The organism is Brevibacillus sp. HB1.3 (assembly GCF_013186635.1).
Lineage (GTDB): Bacteria > Bacillota > Bacilli > Brevibacillales > Brevibacillaceae > Brevibacillus > Brevibacillus brevis_D.
Genome location: NZ_JABMIT010000002.1, coordinates 371,136 through 389,207, shown reverse-complemented (window position 1 = coordinate 389,207; position 18,072 = coordinate 371,136). Strand labels below are relative to the sequence as shown.

At 48.2% G+C, this 18,072-nt stretch carries 13 protein-coding genes; 9 read left to right on the top strand and 4 right to left on the bottom strand.

Annotated elements, in window-relative coordinates; all coding sequences use genetic code 11:
• Positions 1-166: 166 nt before the first annotated feature.
• The 4 genes from HPY31_RS06440 to fumC all read left to right on the top strand — a co-directional run bounded on the left by HPY31_RS06440 (position 167) and on the right by fumC (position 6,007).
• Positions 167-1,651, top strand: a complete 1,485-nt coding sequence (locus HPY31_RS06440) for a lytic polysaccharide monooxygenase (RefSeq protein ID WP_172139454.1) — start codon at positions 167-169, stop codon at positions 1,649-1,651.
• A gap of 135 nt (positions 1,652-1,786) precedes the next feature.
• Positions 1,787-3,142 carry an MATE family efflux transporter gene (locus tag HPY31_RS06435; RefSeq protein WP_172139452.1) on the top strand — a complete coding sequence of 452 codons (1,356 nt, stop codon included), beginning with the start codon at positions 1,787-1,789 and terminating at the stop codon, positions 3,140-3,142.
• 155 nt (positions 3,143-3,297) lie between these two features.
• Positions 3,298-3,993, top strand: a complete 696-nt coding sequence (locus HPY31_RS06430) for an MgtC/SapB family protein (protein ID WP_172139450.1) — start codon at positions 3,298-3,300, stop codon at positions 3,991-3,993.
• Between the two features lie 625 nt (positions 3,994-4,618).
• Complete coding sequence (gene fumC / locus HPY31_RS06425) at positions 4,619-6,007, top strand: class II fumarate hydratase (protein ID WP_064200118.1); 1,389 nt, start codon at positions 4,619-4,621, stop codon at positions 6,005-6,007.
• A 63-nt stretch (positions 6,008-6,070) separates the two neighbouring features.
• Here fumC and HPY31_RS06420 read toward each other — a convergent pair whose 3' ends face one another.
• Positions 6,071-6,838 (bottom strand): SDR family oxidoreductase, encoded by a 768-nt coding sequence (locus HPY31_RS06420; protein ID WP_172139448.1) that lies wholly within the window; start codon positions 6,836-6,838, stop codon positions 6,071-6,073.
• Positions 6,839-7,003: 165 nt separating this feature from the next.
• Between HPY31_RS06420 and HPY31_RS06415 the strand changes: the two genes are divergently transcribed.
• The 5 genes from HPY31_RS06415 (at position 7,004) to HPY31_RS06395 (ending at position 13,769) form a co-directional block, all read left to right on the top strand.
• Positions 7,004-7,693 carry a response regulator transcription factor gene (locus HPY31_RS06415; RefSeq protein WP_016739586.1) on the top strand — a complete coding sequence of 230 codons (690 nt, stop codon included), beginning with the start codon at positions 7,004-7,006 and terminating at the stop codon, positions 7,691-7,693.
• Complete coding sequence (locus HPY31_RS06410) at positions 7,683-8,792, top strand: sensor histidine kinase (protein WP_172139446.1); 1,110 nt, start codon at positions 7,683-7,685, stop codon at positions 8,790-8,792. Before HPY31_RS06415 ends, HPY31_RS06410 begins: the two co-directional genes overlap by 11 nt.
• 116 nt (positions 8,793-8,908) lie before the next feature.
• Complete coding sequence (locus tag HPY31_RS06405) at positions 8,909-9,454, top strand: VanZ family protein (RefSeq protein ID WP_172139444.1); 546 nt, start codon at positions 8,909-8,911, stop codon at positions 9,452-9,454.
• A gap of 397 nt (positions 9,455-9,851) precedes the next feature.
• Complete coding sequence (recQ, locus tag HPY31_RS06400; protein ID WP_172139442.1) at positions 9,852-11,627, top strand: DNA helicase RecQ; 1,776 nt, start codon at positions 9,852-9,854, stop codon at positions 11,625-11,627.
• A gap of 198 nt (positions 11,628-11,825) precedes the next feature.
• Positions 11,826-13,769 carry a bifunctional metallophosphatase/5'-nucleotidase gene (locus HPY31_RS06395; RefSeq protein ID WP_371811694.1) on the top strand — a complete coding sequence of 648 codons (1,944 nt, stop codon included), beginning with the start codon at positions 11,826-11,828 and terminating at the stop codon, positions 13,767-13,769.
• Between the two features lie 69 nt (positions 13,770-13,838).
• Here the strand turns inward: HPY31_RS06395 and lplT are convergent, their stop codons facing one another.
• From lplT to HPY31_RS06380, 3 genes are all read right to left on the bottom strand, one after another.
• Entirely contained in the window at positions 13,839-15,029 is a 1,191-nt protein-coding gene (lplT, locus tag HPY31_RS06390; protein ID WP_172139438.1) for a lysophospholipid transporter LplT, read from the bottom strand.
• Between the two features lies 1 nt (position 15,030).
• Positions 15,031-17,139, bottom strand: coding sequence for an AMP-binding protein (locus tag HPY31_RS06385; RefSeq protein ID WP_172139436.1), 2,109 nt, complete (start codon positions 17,137-17,139; stop codon positions 15,031-15,033).
• Between the two features lie 292 nt (positions 17,140-17,431).
• A complete protein-coding gene (locus HPY31_RS06380) occupies positions 17,432-18,070 on the bottom strand; it encodes a response regulator (protein WP_172139434.1) in 639 nt (212 codons plus the stop codon).
• Positions 18,071-18,072: the final 2 nt, after the last annotated feature.

The window sequence follows — 18,072 nt, the reverse complement described above, 5'->3', positions numbered from 1 at the left end:
ATATAAATTTTCATGCATAGGTATACACTCCTGAATAATCTCCTATTTCCTTACTGGAATTAGGGTATTTGGAAGGTTTTGGTTTAGGTATTCAGAATCTGTAATCATGGAAAATTTTTCTGTAACATGGTATTCGATCCTATTCCAGAAAAGAGGAGATAAATAAATGGATAACGTAGGGTTGAGAAACAATCTGTTCAGTAAAGGGCTGTCGCTTTTGTTCATGCTGGCAATGATGCTGGTGGCAGGCGCAGCTACTCTCGTGTTCGCTGAGAAAGCCTCGGCTCACGGGTACATCGAATCGCCAGCAAGTCGCTCTTACTTGTGTAAGACGGGGCAAAACAAAGGCTGCGGTCAAATCCAGTGGGAACCGCAAAGCGTGGAGGGCATTGGCGGGTTCCCGCAATCTGGTCCTGCCGATGGTGAATTTACCGGTGGAGGCCGCTATCCTGAGCTTTACGCACAAACAGCAGATCGCTGGACCAAGGTTACCTTGCAGGGTGGACAAAATGCGTTTACTTGGAATCTGACAGCCCCGCATAGTACAGCGGAGTGGAAATATTACATCACGAAAAAAGGCTGGAATCCTAACAAGCCGCTTGCCCGAGCGGATTTGGAACTGTTCTGCTCGTTCCAGGACGGAGGGAAAAGACCGCCATTCACGTTAACGCAAACGTGCAATGTACCGACAGATCGTAGCGGTTACCACATTATTTTGGCGGTTTGGGAAATTGCTGATACAGGCATGGCTTTTTACCAGGCCATCGATGTGAATCTGATTAATCCTGGAACAGGTATCGTAGAAAAGCCTACCGTTCCAGAAAACGTGACATCTGTATCGCAAACAGCTACAAGTATTGACCTTAGCTGGACAAAATCAGTAGCATCAGAGGGAATTAAACAATACGATGTGTATCGCGATGGCAAATTCATCGCATCAACGAAAGAAACAGCTTACACGGACAAAGATTTGACGCCTGCTACGGCTTACAGCTATACCATTGTGGCAGTCGATAGCAAAGGGAAAGAGTCTAACGCGAGCAAAGCACTTACCGTTCGCACAAAAGCAGAAGATATCGTGGATACAGAAGCACCGACGGCACCAGTAGGAATCATGACTCACCATCCAACAGAGACAGAAATCGACCTCATGTGGAGTCCTTCCCGTGACAATGTGGGTGTGGTGAAATACGAGATTTACCGTGATGGAGCCCACGTAGGAACAGCTGAGAAGCCTTCCTTTGTTGATAAAGGATTAACGGCAGGAACGTCTTATACGTATACGATCAAGGCAGTTGATGCAGCAGGAAATATTTCCGAAGAGAGCGCACCTTTTGCTGCAAGCACAAAGGAGAAAAAGCCTGAAGTACCAGGTGAAATCACTGAGTGGGATTCCTCTGCTGTGTATGTACAGGGCAACCGCGTCTTGTATGATGGACTGGAATACGTAGCAAAATGGTGGGTAACTGGTGAAAAGCCAGACCGTTCCGATGCGTGGAAGCTGGTAAGCGATGTCGTACTGTCGTGGGATTCCAGCAAAGCGTATGATGGTGGAGCGCAAGTGAACTACGAAGACAAGATTTATAAGGCAAAGTGGTGGACCAAGGGCGAAGAGCCAGGGAAAGCCGATGTATGGAAGCTGGCTGAATAATGTAGCAAAGCCCGGGTGATCTGCCTGGGCTTTTGTTTGTCTAAGTGCAGTCACTATTTTGCCCATTCTTACTTGTTTTGTTATACTTATCATTTGAACGATAACCCATCTTATAAGGTTAGAAGGAAATGAAAAATGAATGAAACCTATTCGCTAAAAGAAAAATGGCGACAGTTTTTGGCTGTTTTGCTTCCGATCTTGATCTCACAACTTGCGCTGTTTTCGATGACGTTTGCCGATACCATCATGTCTGGACACGCCAGTCCGACAGATTTGGCTGGGGTAGCGATTGGGGCTAGTCTATGGACACCTGTCCAAGCAGGCTTGACGGGGATTCTGATGGCTGTTATGCCGATGGTTGCACAGATGGTTGGTGCAAGGAAGCAAGATCAGGTGTCTTACACGGTTATGCAAGCCTTGTATTTGAGTGTGGGGATTGCGGTCGGTGTCATCATCGTCGGTGGTTTGGTGCTTGATCCGATCCTGAACTGGATGCAATTGGAGTCACAGGTGCGTACGATTGCTCGCGGCTTCCTGCATTCCATCGCTCTTGGAATTATTCCGATGTTTCTTTATACGGTGCTCCGTTGCTTTATCGACGCATTAGGACAGACACGGGTAACGATGTTCATAACCCTGCTTTCGTTGCCGATTAATGTTTTGCTGAACTACGCTCTAATCTTTGGTAACTTTGGCTTGCCTCGACTGGGTGGAATCGGTGCTGGACTTGCATCTGGCATCACATACTGGTGTATTTTGCTGATTACTCTATTTGTCGTGAATCGCGTGCACCCATTCGTTGAGTTCGGTTTGTTCTCCAAATTTCATCAGATCTCGATGAAAGCATGGAAAGAGCTGCTGAAGCTAGGGCTTCCTATCGGATTTTCGATCTTCTGCGAAGTTAGCATTTTTGCGGCCGTCACTTTGTTCATGAGTGAATACAGCACGATCACGATTGCTGCGCATCAGGCAGCGATGAACTTCGCATCCTTCCTGTACATGGTGCCATTGAGCATATCCATGGCGCTGACGATTGTCGTCGGCTTTGAGGTAGGAGCCAAGAGGTTCCGGGACGCGAAGCAGTACAGTTATTTGGGTATAGGCATCGCTGTTGTTATCGCCCTTTTGTTCGGAATCAGCTTGCTGATGTTTAGCGAGCAGGTGGCTGGTTTTTACACGACCGACATCGAGGTGTTGGAGCTTGCCCAGCATTTCTTGATGTATTCGATCCTCTTCCTAATCTCTGATGCCATCGCGGCCCCTATTCAAGGGGTACTGCGCGGGTACAAGGATGTGACTATTACCTTTATCGTTGCGCTGATATCTTATTGGGTGATTGGCTTGCCTTTGGGATACATTCTGGCGAAATTCACTTCGCTTGCCGCATTCGGATACTGGATTGGTCTGATTACGGGATTGGCTGCCGGTGCCATCTTCCTTTTTGGACGTCTGCTTTCGTTACAGAAACGCATGATTCGCAGTCATTCATAAGGAAACAGATAAGCGGAAAATCCCTGGAGTGGGGGTTTTCCGCTTTTTGCATGAAGAATAAAAGCCCCGTTTACACTAAGTAAAAGACCAGATATACTTCTTATCATAGGCGATGGAAGATAACCTGACATCAATGCAGATGGGGGGAGAGACTCATGTCACTCTCGGTATTCACGACGTATGATTTTTTGCTAAAACTAGGAGTTGCATTATTTCTAGGCTTGATGATTGGTATGGATCGGCAGCTCAAGCACAAGCCGCTAGGTGTAAAAACCAGCATGGTTATTTCGGTTGCGAGCTGTCTCATTACGATTGTCTCGATTGAATCCGTTCATCGGTTCTCCTTGCCCGGACACACGAATATGGACCCGCTGCGCTTGGCTGCTCAAATTGTGAGCGGTGTAGGTTTCCTTGGGGCTGGTGTTATTCTACGCCGGAGTAATGATGTCATTTCAGGTTTGACCACAGCATCGATGGTCTGGGCGGCTTCTGGACTTGGGATTGCAGTAGGTGCAGGATTTTATTTTGAGGCAGTAACCGCGACGATCCTCATTATTTTGGCGATTAATTTGTTCCCGGTCATCCTTCGTTTGGTTGGTCCAGAATCACTCAGACAAAGAGACTTGTCAATCAAGATTGTGGTCGAAGGCGGGGGCAATTTGGATTTGGTGTTCAAGCAGATTAAGCACCTTGAACTGCAAGTGAAGCGGGTGAAGGTCAAAGACTTGGACAATAATCTACAAAAGCTGGAAATGATGATTACAGCGTCAGAAAATACGTATACAACGGATATTTACAGCCTATTGAAGGCTGTCGACCATGTCATTTCGGTAGAAGTAGAAAGCAGATAATATGGAATACTAGAAGACGGAGGCCATCAAGATTTGGCTTTCGTCTTTTTCGTTTGCTGTGAGTTTACAAGTGGCTGTCGTGAAGGAAGAAGCGCATTTCCAGTCTACGCTTCGGCCTCCGCCCCGCAAGGGGTGAAGACTGTCCGCTTCGGAAAAAATGGCGGGAGCGCTTCAAACGTAGATATTTTGAAGAAGGATTCCATAAGTGAAGCTGAAATTCCCCGCCATTTTTTCCTACGCTGGGTCGGGCTCCAGAGGCGCTTGGACTGGAAATGCGCTTCTTCTACGTAGCTTTTGTTAACTTCTTGAAAGGGAGCCCATGAAGTCTTCTTGAATCACTTACAAAACGTTGTAAAAGCTCCTATTACACATAAGCTGTACGAAAGCACTGTCACATGTCTGGAAGGAGACCGCCCGAACGAAGAGAGGATACAGGCGACTGGAAGACATGTGGCAGGGCTTCCCCCGACCCCAACCGTTTGAAGACAGCATTCTTTTTCACTTTTTTCGAAAAAACACTTCATTGCTTGATAACAAGAATGAAAATCATTATCATTTTAGTGAAGAAGAACTGCTTTATCCTTTTTTTACATAAGAAAACGCTTGAAACCAAGGAGGATGCGAGATGGAATTCAGAATTGAAAAGGACACGATTGGAGAAATCAAGGTCCCGGCGGATAAGCTGTGGGGCGCTCAAACACAACGCAGCTTCCAAAACTTTGAAATCGGCGAAGAAAAAATGCCACTTCCACTGATTCGCATGTTTGCCATCCTGAAAAAAAGCGCTGCTCTGGCCAATCAAAAGCTGGGCAAACTCGATAATGAAAAGGCCGAAGCGATTGTGGCGGCAGCAGATGAAGTGATCCAAGGAAAATGGAATGAGCATTTCCCACTGGTTGTCTGGCAAACGGGCAGCGGCACGCAATCCAACATGAACGTCAACGAAGTCATTGCTCATCGCGCGAACCAATTGCTCGAAGCGAAAGGCAGTTCGGCTCGCATCCACGCCAACGATGATGTGAATAAATCGCAGAGCTCCAATGACACATTCCCGACAGCGATGCACATGGCTGGACTGGTCGCTATTGAGGAGCAAGTACTGCCTGCACTCCAACTGTTAAAGGCAACGTTGAAAGCAAAAAGCGAAGCCTATATGGATATCATCAAAATCGGTCGTACGCATTTGCAGGACGCGACTCCGCTGACGCTGGGCCAAGAATTCAGTGGTTGGGTACGCATGCTGGAAAAATCCGAAAAGATGATTAAGGAGAGCAATGAGTACCTCCGTGAGCTAGCGATTGGCGGCACGGCAGTAGGAACAGGAATCAATGCGCATCCGCGTTTCGGTGAAATGGTCGCGGCAGAAATCAGCACGGAAACCAAGCATCAATTCGTAACTGCTGAAAACAAGTTCCACGCGCTGACCAGCCACGACGAGCTCGTTCATGTACATGGTGCCCTCAAAGCACTGGCTGCGGATCTGATGAAAATCGCCAATGACGTGAGATGGCTGGCAAGCGGCCCACGTTGCGGAATCGGCGAACTCATCATTCCGGCGAACGAGCCAGGCAGCTCCATCATGCCAGGCAAGGTGAATCCGACCCAAAGCGAAGCGATGACGATGGTCGTATGCCAAGTGATGGGCAACGATGCTGCGATTGGCTTTGCTGCAAGCCAGGGGAACTTCGAGCTAAACGTGTTTAAGCCAGTGATCATCTACAATTTCCTGCAATCCGCAAGACTATTGGCAGACGTGATGAAGTCCTTCAACGACAATTGCGCAGTAGGCATCGAGCCTGATCTGACAGTGATCAAAGAAAACCTGAACAATTCGCTGATGCTGGTGACGGCGCTGAACCCGCATATCGGCTATGAAAATGCGGCAGCAGTTGCAAAGCTGGCTCACAAAGAAGGCATCACACTCAAGGAAGCGGCGATCAAGAGCAATTTGCTGACCGAAGAGCAATTCGATCAAGTCGTGCGCCCTGAACAAATGATTCATCCAAAAGAATAGGATCTTCATAAACAAAACCGATGGTCCCGTGCTTGTGGCCATCGGTTATTATTTTGAGAACCATTACAGATGCGATCCGCCACTGGCATCAATCAGCTGTCCTGTTACCCAACGGCTGTCAGAGGAAGCGAGAAAGGAGGCAATATCCGCTACATCATCAGGCTCTCCCCATCTGTTGAAGGTGGAAAGTCCAGCGGCGTATTTCTGCCCATCCGGGTTATTTTGCAACGTGCCAGCATTCATCTCGGTGTTAATAATGCCCGGCAGGATCGCGTTTACCGTAATATGACGGCTCCCCAGTTGTTTTGCCAGCGCTAGCGTCAGTGTGTTAACAGCCCCCTTCGATATACTGTAAGTGAACACGCTTGGGGAAGCTGCACGAGTCACAAAGGATGAGAGATTGATGATACGGCCTTCTTCCCTTAAGCGGGGCAACGCTTGTTGGATCATAAAAAACGGTGCTTTGACATTGATGTTCATGACCTCGTCAAACGATTCTTCGGTAGCCTCTTCCAACGTTAAGATTTGTCCGATCCCAGCATTATTGACGAGAATGTCAAAACGATGATCTTCTGTGCGTTTCTGCAATGCTTCGTCCAATGCCGCATAGAAATCACGGATGCCGTCAAGTGTACGCAAGTCTGTACCGATCGCGAATGCTTGACCTCCAGCCCGTTCAATCTCACGTACGACTGCTTCTGCTTCTTCCCGTCTTCTTCCATAGTGTACGACGACCAATGCACCATCCCGCGCCAGACGTAATGCGATGCCACGACCAATCCCGCGGCTCGCTCCGGTTACCACTGCAATTTTCTCCTTCAAATTACTCATGGTTTCATCTCCCTTGATTGAAATTCAAGTTAGTTATAACACAAGGGGATGTTTGAAATATTGCTCTCTCATTCGCGCGGTTGGTCTTACTTGCTTTACCTTTTCTTTAACAATTCTTGTTATAGTAATGCTATCTATATCTACTACGAACGCGTTCGGAGGTGTTTGTCTGTGAGGATTTTGATTGTAGATGACGACAAAGAGATTGTAGAGCTGATGGCGATATATTTGAGCAACGAAGGGTATGAGATTGAAAAGGCTTTTGACGGTTTGGAAGCGATGGAGAAGCTGGAGCAGAAGCCCATCGATCTCGTCATTCTGGATGTCATGATGCCCAATCTGGATGGGCTGGAAGTTACCAAGCGCATACGAAAAAACTCGACTATCCCCATCCTGATGGCGAGTGCCAAAACGAATGATATGGACAAAATCCTGGGCTTGATGACGGGTGCAGACGATTATGTGGCGAAGCCTTTTAATCCGCTGGAAGTGATTGCGCGGGTCAAGTCTCTCCTGCGACGGTCGAACTACACACAGGCGAGCAAACAGGATCATGTGATTGAGGCGGGGCCACTGATTATCGACAAGCAAAGCCACTTCGTTCAGACCAAAGAAGGCACCCCGATCAAGCTGACGGCATTGGAATTTTCTGTCCTGCATCTTCTGGCAAGCCATCCGAATCGGGTGTTCAGCTCGGAAGAAATTTTTGACCGCTGCTGGAAAATGGAGAATTTCGTTTCCTACAAGACGGTGATGGTTCACATCAGCAATCTGAGAGAAAAGCTGGAGAAGGCGACCAATGGCGAGAAGGTGATACAAACGGTCTGGGGGGTCGGCTATAAAATTGAAGCTTAGAGCCAAGGATTTTATTCGCATCCTTTTTGATTTGCTGCTTGGCCTAATGATCATCTACGCGGTTTTTCAAATGGCTGATTTTTTTGCCAACAACTATTTGTACACCATCCCGGAAATCAGAGAGTTCATTTGGAAATTGCGGATCAATTTCGATATCAACTCCTTTAAAATCCCAATTGTTTTGTTGGCAACCGGTATGTTTGCGGCGTGGTCGGTCGTTCGTATCCGCAAGTACCTGGAACAGAAGCAGATGGAGCAAATCATAAACGAGCTGCATTTCATTGCAAAAGGCAACTATCATCACCAGATTTCCATTCGTCCGAACGGCAGCTTGGGACAAGTGGTCGATAGCATCCATGCTCTGGTCAAAAGCGCCTTGGATGCGATGGAAGAGGAGCGGCGGCTGGAACAATCGAAGGACGAGCTGATCACCAACGTTTCCCACGATCTGCGAACGCCGTTGACCTCCATCATTGGCTACCTTGGGCTGATTGAGCAGAACAAACACAAGGACGAGGAGAAGTTCAAGCACTACGCCCATATCGCCTATGAGAAGGCCAAACAGATGAACGTGCTCGTCAATGATCTATTTGAGTACACGAAGGTCCGCAATCGCGGGGCGTATTTGAAGCGAACGCAGTTTGACTTGGTAGAGCTGGTTGAGCAAGTATCGGTCGGCTTTCGACTCGTGGCGAATGAGGCGGGGCTGCGTTTAATCGTAGATACGCCCGATCAAAAAATCGAAATGGTAGGAGATACTGACAAGCTCGTTCGCGTTCTGGAAAACCTCATTTCTAACGCCGTGAAATACGGGCACGATGGTACGGAAATTATCATACGTGTCTTCTGTCAAGAAGAAGGTGTCGCGATTTCTGTTGCCAATAACGGAGCGCCGATCCCGGCTGAATATGTGCCGAGCTTGTTTGAACGCTTTTTTCGGGTGGAGGGCTCACGTTCGAAAGAGACAGGAGGCTCGGGTCTTGGTCTCGCTATCGCCAAAAGCATCATCGATCTGCACCAAGGCAGCATTTCCGCCGAAAGCACAAGCGAATGGACGACCTTTACCGTTTGGTTACCACGTACAATCTCAAGCATTTGAGAAAGCTTTACTTTTTCTTTACCTTTCGTTTCTGTAAATTTTAATCGAAAAGTCTATCCTCACTACATGAAGGTTACGAGAAGCGGCTCAACAAACTGATGGAGGGGGATTTGACAATGGATAACGTGCAAAAAGTGGAGACACCGACTGAACTGCTTGTTATTGCAGGTTATGCAGTGTTTGCCCTTTACTTGTTTCTCGTCGTGAAGGTACTGCTTCTTAAATTCGGCAGTTTGGATAGCAGCTTGCTATTGGATCAATGTAAAATCATTTGGAGCGACCCGTCTGTGATTGTAGAGCGCTTGCGCTACCGGAGCAATTTGGTGCCCTTTCATGAAATCGAGAACTATATCAAATCGATACGAAATTACCAAAGCTGGCACAGTGCAGTGAACTTCGTAGGCAACGTAATCGCCTTCATGCCGCTAGGCTTCCTGCTACCACTCTTGTTCCCGAAAAAAGCCGGTTCCCTGTTCAGAGTCACCCTGCTATCCCTAATGCTAAGCCTCGGTGTTGAACTGACACAACTCGTAATGAACGTCGGGACATTCGATGTCGATGACTTACTCCTGAATACAGTGGGAGGGATGATCGGGTATATCGTATACTTGTTCATTTGGCTTCTACAGAAAAAACGGTTCATCTTGTCTGTCTCTTCCTAGGCTACTTATTAGGCACCCCTGTGGTGCCTTTTTCTTTATTATTAAAAAAGGTGTGGGTGAGCCAAAAAAAGCTGGCGAGAAGAAAAAGCACAGGGCTCGCAGACCTTGACAACGCCTACCCAGTCGGAACTTCAAAAAGGGGACCACGCTTGTCGAACACTTCTCCCTTGAGAAACGTCCGCCCGTAGGGTGGCTTTGGTCGACGGTCCCCTTTTTGAAATGTAGACGGCCAGTGAATCACCCTTGCGGGTGTGTCAGAGTCGAAGAGAACTGTGCTTTTTCTTCTCCTCCACCATGTTGACTCTAACAATGCAGTACCCCTTGTTTTGTCCCAATACCTATGTTTACACTAGTAAGAAACCCATTGAAAATCCGTCGAAAGAGAAGGTGATTCTCTTTGTTAAATAAAGCGCAAGAGATTTTACGAAAGTACTTTGGCTACGAATCATTCCGAGAAGGCCAGAAGAAAATCATCACGAGCCTGTTAGCCGGACATGACACAGTAGGCATCATGCCAACCGGCGGCGGGAAATCCATCTGTTATCAAGTCCCAGCGATGCTCCATGAAGGAGTAACCATCGTGATCTCCCCACTCATCTCGCTGATGAAGGATCAGGTCGACGTACTGGTCAGCATGGGCATTCCCGCCACCCAAATTAACAGCTCACTGGATTATAGCGAGGTTCGCGATCGACTCCGTATGGCGGCCCGAGGAGAGTACAAGCTGCTGTATATCGCTCCAGAGCGTTTGGAATCCGAAGCGTTCCAAAACCTGATTCAAGATGTTCCGATCTCGTTTGTGGCAGTGGACGAAGCGCATTGCGTCTCGCAGTGGGGGCACGATTTCCGTCCGAGCTATTTGGCAATTGCTCGTTTTCTTCAATCCTTGCCACAGCGTCCGCTCGTCGCAGCCTTGACCGCCACAGCGACACCGGAGGTAACCGAGGACATCAAGCGACAGCTAGAATTACAGGACGAACGCCTTTTTATCACAGGGTTTGGCAGAGACAATCTCATCTTGTCTGTACGCAAGGGGGAGAACCGTCGGGAATTCATTCAGGCGTACTTGCGGGCGAATAAGCAGCAGGCGGGGATTATTTATGCGGCAACGAGAAAAGACGTGGACGCCTTGCATGCAGATTTGGACAAGCGTGGCTTTGCTGTGACCAAATACCATGCAGGACTGACGGAAGAGGAGCGTGCGGCCAACCAGGAAGCATTCCTGTACGATGATGTCCGGACAATGATCGCGACCAACGCATTTGGCATGGGCATTGACAAGTCCAATGTGCGTTACGTCATTCATTACAACATGCCGAAAAACCTGGAGGCGTATTACCAGGAAGCAGGCCGTGCGGGACGCGATGGGGAGCCAAGTGAGTGTATTCTACTGTTTCAGCCCCAGGATATCCAGACGCAAACGTTTTTCATCGAGCAAAATCAACTGCTGGACGAGCGCAAGGAGCTGGAGTACAAAAAGCTGTATGCGATGATCGACTATTGCCGGACGCCCCGTTGCTTGCAGCAAAACATCGTGCAATATTTTGGCGAAGTAGATGCTGTCGCGTGTGGACGCTGCGCGAACTGCACCGATGAGACCGAGCTGTCCGATATTACGCTCGAAGCGCAAAAGATTTTCTCCTGCGTCAAACGTATGAGAGAGCGCTTTGGTGCCGCACTCGTCGCGCAGGTACTGAAAGGCTCCAAAAACAAGAAGGTCACCCAGTTTTCCTTCGATCAGTTGCCGACGTATGGTTTGATGAAGGAATACAAGGAAAAAGAGATCGCAGACTTGATCCAGCTCCTTATTGCCGAAGGGTATTTGCAAGTGACGGAGAGCCAATATCCAATCGTAAAGCTAGGGGAGCGGGCATTGCCTGTTCTGCGGGGTGAAGAGCGCGTTGTGCAAAAAATCTCGATACGTCCTGTGCAGCTGACAGAGGATGACGAGCTGTTCGAGCACCTGCGTGCGTTGCGCAAGGAAATCTCGACGCGACAAAAAGTACCGCCGTATGTGATTTTCCCAGACAGTACCTTGAAGGAAATGAGCAGTGTTTGCCCGACTGACAAACAGGCCATGCTCCAGATCAAAGGAGTAGGCGAGGCGAAATTTGAGAAGTACGGAGAACTCTTTCTGGAGTGTTTGCAGAACTATGCAGCGATCAAGTCGTGACATGTACGTCACGGCTTTTTTTGCTATTTTTCCTTTTACATGCCTGCTATAGTTAGATAGCACCCAGAATTTTCATACAAAATAGAACAGGAGGACAATTAGAGCAACACCATCGAGGGGCATTGACAGATTAAGAGAGACAGAGGGGAAAACATGAAAAAACTAGCGAAGGGTTTATTAAGTGTAGCACTTACATCCATGGTGCTAGGCAGTGCGATGATGGGGATCGCCGCACCAGTAAAGGCCGCAGAAACACCTACCAAAATTACGCTGCTGGGTACATCTGACATTCACGGACGTTTCATGCCGTGGGATTATGCTTTGGATGGTCCGAATCCAAATGGCAGCATGACGCAGTTGTTCACGATGATTAAAGAGATTCGCAAAGAAAATCCGAACACCGTGTTGCTGGATGCAGGCGATTCGATCCAAGACAACTCGGCAGAGCTTTTCAACGACCAACCGCAGTCTCCTATCATGGTCGCGATGAACGAAATGAACTATGACGCGTGGGCCTTTGGGAATCATGAATTTAATTTTGGACTCGATGTATTGGATAAGGTTAGTAGCCAATACAAAGGCTCTGTTTTGGCAGGGAACATTTACAAGGAAAATGGCGAGCGTTTCTTGCCTGCGTACACGATCATTGAGCGTGGCGGTATAAAAATTGGCGTCATTGGGATGAACACACCGATGATTACTGATTTCGAAAAAGGAACCGACCATCTGGATGGCCTCGTGATCAAAAACCCGGTAGAAGAAACCAAGAAAGCCGTAAAAGAGCTAGAAGGCAAAGTAGACGTCATGATCGGCCTCATGCACATGGGCATCGAGAATGAAAACGGTATTCCGGGTACGGGCGTAGCAGATATTGCGAACGCCGTTCCAGAACTGACTGCGATTTTTGCAGGTCACATGCACAAGCTCGTGAAAAAAGAAGAGATCAACGGCGTTCTAATTACAGAGCCGGACAAATACGGTACACATCTCTCTCGCATTGACTTGACCTTCGAAAAGAAAGACGGCAAGCTCGTGCTGACTAACAAGGAAGCGACTGCGGTCCCTGTAAAAGGCGCAGATGGCACACCAGCGGTATCTGATGCAGCGCTCGAGACCAAGCTCCAGCCTTTTCATGAGTTCGCGCGTGCAGATGCCAACATCGTCGTAGCAGAGCTCAAAGGCATGAACCTGGTAGAGAAAAACGAGATCGAGGGTATCCCGACGGTCCAAATTCAGGAGACGCCACTGTCTGACTTTTTCCATGAAGTGATGCTCTACTACAGTAAAGCAGACGTGGTTGCTCACCAGATCGATAACGACAAAGCCAAGCTGGATGTCGGTCCGATCAAGAAAAAGGATATCGCCTACAACTACCAATACGCGGGTGGCGAGATTACCGTTTACAAAGTAACCGGAAAAGACTTGAAGGACTATATGGAATGGGCTGTGGGCTACTTCAATTCCACGCGCCCTGGTGACGTGACCGTAAGCTTTGATCCAAAACGCCGCGCCTCCAAATACAGCACCAATGATTTCTTCGGTGGCGTGAAATACGAAATCGACCTGACCAAGCCATACGGCAGCCGCATCACGAACCTGCGCAAGCTCGATGAGACACCGATCAAGGCTACAGATACCTTGAAGCTCGGAATGAACGCATACCGAATGGAAGCTTTGCAGGCAAAAGGTGGCGCGTTGGAAGGACGCAAGTTCGAACAGCTGTGGTCTTCCAAAGACAATACTGCGTTTGGTGAAACAGGTGGAACGATCCGCAACCGTGCGATCGCGTACCTGAAAGAAGTGAAAAAGGGCGTTTACGAGCCAAAAGTACAAAACAATTGGAAGATTACAGGTGTGGACACCACAGCACCTGTACGCAAGGACATAGTAGAGCTGATCAATGCAGGTATTCTGAGCGTTCCGAAAACGGCAGATGGCAAATACACCAATATCGCTTCCATCAACATCAAGGACGCGGTAACCAAAGAAGAAATCACCGAGCTGTCTGCAAAAGTAAAAATCAATGCAGCGAAGTTTTCGACCTTTAAAACAAAAGGTGAATTTTATCATCAGCTGAACGAAGCGAGAAAGGCTGCGGAGAAATCAGGTACACCGACAACTAACACCCAGCAAAAGAAATAACATAGTTAGACGCCAGAAAGCCGTGACGCTAGTGGTCACGGCTTTTTCTTTTTCTATCACGCCAATCTGTCAACGCACGATACGTCTGCGATACTTCACCAAGTACAACAGGAACCCGAGCAGCAGCAGCCCTTGACCAACAATCGCACCGGAGATGGAAATGCCGATATAGGTGATCAGGTAGTAAATGCCGGAGCCTACTGCCATCAGCAGATTCTCAATGAAGTTTTGAATCGCAATCGTTTTTCCTGAACCGACCATCCGTTTGCCTTCGTCCTGCAAGACTGTATTCATCGGGATAATGAACACGCCGCCCATGAACCCGACGAGAAGCAATAAACTGATGGCAACAAAGGTGATATTCGTCCAAGGAAATAGCACGATGATGAGAAACATTCCGAATCCATATGTCAGTGATCGAGTGAAATGAGTCAAAGGAATGAGCTTCGGAGCGAGAAAAGCTCCCGCGATAATTCCAATGGATGTCGTTGCGAGAATCAGCGATACGGAGAAGCTCTCCGGGTTAATTCCTAGCGCGAGAGGAATCCAGGCCAGAACGGCCACGCGCAGGACAGCTGAGGACATCCAGAATGCTCCAGTTCCAATCAGGGCAAAGCTCGTTTCCGGACGATTCATCAGGTGCTGGAAGTCGATAAAAAAGCGTCGTGCTTCTGCTCCATAGCGAATGGATGCATTCCCTCTCATGCGTGGAACGAAGAAAGTCATACCGAGCGACAGCAAATAGATCAGCAGACAAATTCCAGACGAGATAAGCGGTGCCGTCATGTTCGCGATGGCTCCACCACCACCGATTCCTGTCAAAATCGCAAAGATCGTATAGGCTTCGATGCGTGCATTCGCATGAAACAGTTCCTCTTCATTTCGAGTCAGTTCCGGCAAAATTCCGTACTTAGCCGGAGAATACACGACCGCTCCGACTCCGACTGTGAAGTAACACAACATCAGCATCATGATGCTCGACTGGTCAATGAAAAACAGCAGGACAACACCAAGCGCTTTAATCAGGTTGCCAATCACCAGCACGACAGACTTGGCATGCTTGTCGGCAAAAGGCCCAACTAATGGAGCGAGAAAAATGTAAGGGAGAAAGAATGAAATCGATACGAGTGCAAGCATCGCGGGAGAAAAACCGTTCTCCCGCAGTAGATTTGCGATGACAAACAAAATCATGTTGTCGGCAAAGGCCGATAGAAATTGAGTGAAGTACAGGGCTTGTAGTGGTTTTAATCGTATATTCACATCATTTTCCTCCCGTTTCGACCAGCTGTTTCAGACTGACGTAATCCGTTTTTCCGCTACCGAGAAGTGGTAGAGCCTTGATGACTTGCATCGTACCTGGGATGAGAAGTGGCGAGTATTGTTTTTCCGTCAAATACGCGCGCAATTGGCTCAGCTGAACCGATTCATCTGTGGTAAATAGCAGGACACGCTCACCTTTTCGTGAATCATTCACTGTGATTGCAGCAAAACCGGAGTGTCCGAAGCATTGCATAGCCAGTTCTTCAACCAGATTGAGCGAAACCATCTCGCCGCCGATCTTGGCGAAGCGCTTCAAGCGGGATTGAATGCTGAGAAAGCCGTCCTTGTCAGCGGTAACCAAATCACCTGTGTGGTACCATTCCTCAGCGGGAACAAAGCCCTTTCCGTGAATCATATAACCCTTCATGACGTTCGGACCCTTCACCAAAAGCTCTCCGCCAGCATCGATTCCTTCTACTGGTTCCAGCTTGGCGGACATCCCTGGCATCAGACGCCCGACGGTTCCTGGTTTGTTAGCCAGCGGGGTGTTGAGCGACAGGATCGGAGCTGTTTCTGTTGCCCCATAGCCTTCAAAAATCCGCACACCGAACTTTTCCATCCACAGCTTGCGCACATCGTCCTTTAGCTTTTCTGCACCTGCAAATACGTAGCGTAAGGTGTAGAAGTTGTAAGGATGGGCCATACGTCCGTAACCAGCCATAAAGGTCGAGGTTCCGAAGAGGATCGTGGCGTTTTGATCGTAGACCAATTCCGAAATCGCCTTGTAATGCAACGGGCTTGGATACAGATAAACCGGGATACCCTTCACGACTGGTAAAAGTGTTCCCGCAGTAAGTCCAAAGCTGTGGAACATAGGCAGGGCATTGAAAAACTTGTCGCGACTCGTAATGTCAATCACACTGGTTACTTGTTGAATATTCGCGTACAAATTCGTATGCGTCAGGATGACACCCTTTGGCTTACTCTCACTGCCGGAAGTGAAGAGGATCAGCTCGTTACTTGTCGCTGAAGCTTTTTTCTTCCGCAAATAAGAGAAGAGTGCGGACACTTTGTCAAAAGCAGTCGCGGATGCTTTCAAATCCTCGAGATAAATAATTTTCACGCTCGGTGAAAGACCTGTGATGATGTGCTCCAGCTTTCCTTTTTCAATGAATACACGCGATGTCAGGATCGTATCGATATGGGCAGTCTCACAGCAATCCAGCAAGGAGCGAATACCAAGCGAAAAGTTTAGGATGGCTGGAGTGGCTCCGATGCGGAACAATGATAGCAACGTTACGAGATGACCCACTGAATTGGGAAGGAATACACCGACAACCGGTTTTCCCAAGAGCATCGGCTGCAATTTGTTGCCGAGTAAGTAGCTGCCGATTAACAAGGTCTTGTAGTCGATCGCGGACGTCAGGTCCTTGGCGATTTCCATTTTTGCACCATTCAGGCGAGCTGCTTCGAGAACTTCATCAAACAGATTCACGTTTTGCTTCATTCGGCTCTCGAACAAGCCTTCTTGAAGAGTACGCAGAATACGATCATTGGCCGTGGCTTTTTGTTCGCGCATCGACAGGTTTGGATCGCGCTCGATCGTGAACGGAGTGCCTACTGTCATGGTCACATCTGGGAACAAGGAGAGTTTCAGCTTTCCTTTCAAATACGAGAAGATCGAACGTTCCAGGCCATTAATAATGATTGGGTAAACCGTTACACCAGTTCGCAGAGCGAGATATCCAACACCACTGTAGATTTTCATGATGCCGCCCGTCGTCGTGATCCGGCCTTCTGGAAAAATCACCAGCGTCTGTCCGTTGCGAATAACGCGGAGCATGTGGCGGATGGAGTACGGGTTGAGCGGATCGATCGCGATATGCTTGCGGAAGCGGAGGAAAAACGCAAACCGCTTGGCGATCTCCGTGTTGACGACAAAGGTCGCTTCTTTTGGCAAGCAAAAGGATAGGAGTACCGCATCTAACAAGGAAACGTGATTGGGAGTGATAAGGGATGGCTTCGACAAGTCGATTTTGGAGAGTCCAAGCATACGAGGGCGAAACCACAGCATCAGTATCGTTTTTAAGAAAGAATAAATAAGGGCCATGTGGACCACACCTTTACAAAGGATAAGTGAGTTGCTCTATAGCTTTTAGAGGTTGATCAAAAAGCCGACTTTTGATCATGAAGTAGTTTAGAAAGCTTATTCGGCATCGAAACTGGCGTTCACCTTCGAAGTCCGGTGCTCATGTAGGTCCCCTACATTCCGCTCCTCCTTCTTCAGCTTCTCGCCATTTTCTCGATGCTGAAAAGTCGACTTTTTGATCTCGCACTTTTAATTGTAAGGAGTGGAGCATGTAAAAAAAGTACCAACATTCATTGGTACCTGGTAATAAGACCTAGAATAGCTTTTTTTGGCTGGCTTTTGCGGCCGCTTCCTTGCTTGTTTTGACGCCCATTTTTTTGAGGATTCGGTTGATGTGGTTTTTGATCGTACGCTTCGTGATGTGGAGAGATTGTTCAATCTGCGTCTGCGTATGACCTTGGTGGATTAGCTGTAGGATGTCCCGTTCTGCGGGAGATAAGAGCTTTTGATTTTCATCGTTTTTCAAACGCAAAAATTCGTTGCGCAGTGCCGCAGCGGCCGTAGGGTGAATGGCAGATTGGCTGTTGTGAGCAGCACGGATAGCGTCGGGAATTTCCTTGAAGCTCGATTTGCTGATGTAGTTGACGGCACCTGCTGAGAATGATTCCACGATCACTGCCTCGTCTGTCAGAGAGGTGAGCATGATGATTTTGCTGTTAGCCTGGAGGGCCATGAATTCGATTGCCGTCTCGATCCCGTCCAGATTGTTCTCGGTCAAGTTAATGTCCATCAGGACGACATCCGCTTTGGCAGGCAAAAAGCGCTCGATTGCTTCTGCCTTGAACCCGGCTTCCCCTACTACAGAAAGATCCGGCTCTTTGTTCAGGAAGTCAATGAGACCTTTGCGCCAGACGGGATCATCCTCTACTAAAAATACCCTGATTGGATTCATGA

Coding starts and splice junctions, on each gene's coding strand:
- HPY31_RS06435 (WP_172139452.1), top strand. CDS start 1,787: ATGAATGAAACCTATTCGCTAAAAGAAAAATGGCGACAGTTTTTGGCT.
- HPY31_RS06420 (WP_172139448.1), bottom strand. CDS start 6,838: ATGAGTAATTTGAAGGAGAAAATTGCAGTGGTAACCGGAGCGAGCCGC.
- HPY31_RS06430 (WP_172139450.1), top strand. CDS start 3,298: ATGTCACTCTCGGTATTCACGACGTATGATTTTTTGCTAAAACTAGGA.
- HPY31_RS06380 (WP_172139434.1), bottom strand. CDS start 18,070: ATGAATCCAATCAGGGTATTTTTAGTAGAGGATGATCCCGTCTGGCGC.
- HPY31_RS06385 (WP_172139436.1), bottom strand. CDS start 17,139: ATGGCCCTTATTTATTCTTTCTTAAAAACGATACTGATGCTGTGGTTT.
- HPY31_RS06440 (WP_172139454.1), top strand. CDS start 167: ATGGATAACGTAGGGTTGAGAAACAATCTGTTCAGTAAAGGGCTGTCG.
- HPY31_RS06405 (WP_172139444.1), top strand. CDS start 8,909: ATGGATAACGTGCAAAAAGTGGAGACACCGACTGAACTGCTTGTTATT.
- HPY31_RS06395 (WP_371811694.1), top strand. CDS start 11,826: ATGGTGCTAGGCAGTGCGATGATGGGGATCGCCGCACCAGTAAAGGCC.
- fumC (WP_064200118.1), top strand. CDS start 4,619: ATGGAATTCAGAATTGAAAAGGACACGATTGGAGAAATCAAGGTCCCG.